The sequence below is a fragment of the Streptomyces milbemycinicus genome, from assembly GCF_002154605.1.
GTDB classification, from domain to species: Bacteria; Actinomycetota; Actinomycetes; order Streptomycetales; family Streptomycetaceae; genus Streptomyces; species Streptomyces milbemycinicus.
In genome coordinates this window covers 1-1,147 of record NZ_MUNE01000987.1, presented here as the reverse complement: position 1 = coordinate 1,147, position 1,147 = coordinate 1, and the positions used below count along the sequence as shown (strand labels likewise).

Below are 1,147 nucleotides of genomic sequence, written 5' to 3'. Positions count from 1 at the left end.
GTACCGGACGGGGGATGTGGTGCGGTGGCGGTCGGATGGGCAGCTGGAGTTTTTGGCGCGTGCGGATGCGCAGGTGAAGGTGCGGGGGTTCCGTATCGAGCCCGGTGAGATCGAAGCGGTCCTGGCCGGTGATGAGGCGGTGGGCCAGGCGGTGGTGCAGGTCCGGGAGGACCGGCCCGGCGACAAACGCCTCGTCGCCTACCTCATCCCCGCAACCACAACCACAACCACAACCACAGGTGCGGGTGTGGGTGTGGGTGTGGGGGTTGATGTCGGGCAGGTGCTGGCAGGGGCCAGGGACCGGCTGCCGGATTACATGGTCCCCTCGGCCCTTGTCGTGCTGGAGCGGCTGCCTTTGACGCCGAATGGGAAGGTGGACCGCAAGGCCCTGCCCGCCCCCGACTACACCACCACCCTCACCCGCCGCGCCCCGCGCACACCGCGCGAGGAGATCCTGTGCGAGCTGTTCACGGAAGTACTGGGCGTCACCGACATCGGTATCGACGACAGCTTCTTCTCCCTCGGCGGACACTCCCTCCTCGCCACCCGCCTCATCAGCCGCATCCGCACCACCCTGGGCCTGGAGCTGGGAATCCGCGCGCTCTTCGAGTCCCCGACGGTCGCCGGACTGAGCGCACGGACAGATCGAGAAACCAGCCTGGCACGACAGCCACTGACCAGCAGGCCACGGCCCGAGACCGTACCGGTCTCCTTCGCACAACGCCGACTGTGGTTCCTCGGCCAGCTGGAGGGCCCCTCAGGCACCTACAACATCCCCATGTCGCTGCGACTACGCGGCCAACTGGACATCGGCGCCCTGCGCCTGGCCCTGACCGACGTGGTTGGGCGGCATGAGAGCCTGCGGACACTCTTCCCCCAGACCGACGGCCAGCCCCGTCAGCATGTCGTCGAGGGTGATGCGGCGGTGCTGCCGCTGACCGTGACCGAGTCGGTCACGGAGGAAGAGCTGCCCGAAGCCCTGGCCCGCGAGGCCCGCACCGGTTTCGATCTCGCCCGCGACCTGCCATTGCGGGTGCGGCTGTTCGTACTCGGGCCCAAGGAGTATGTCCTGCTGGCGGTGGTGCATCACATCGCTGCCGACGGCTGGTCGATGACGCCCTTCGCACGCGACCTGTCCACCGCCTAC

General features: G+C 68.4%; 1 protein-coding gene. It reads left to right on the top strand.

Annotation, left to right across the window (positions count from 1 at the left end; translation table 11 throughout):
• On the top strand, window positions 1-1,147 hold a 1,147-nt coding region (locus CCN51_RS50015), incomplete at both ends, for a condensation domain-containing protein (protein ID WP_245881861.1).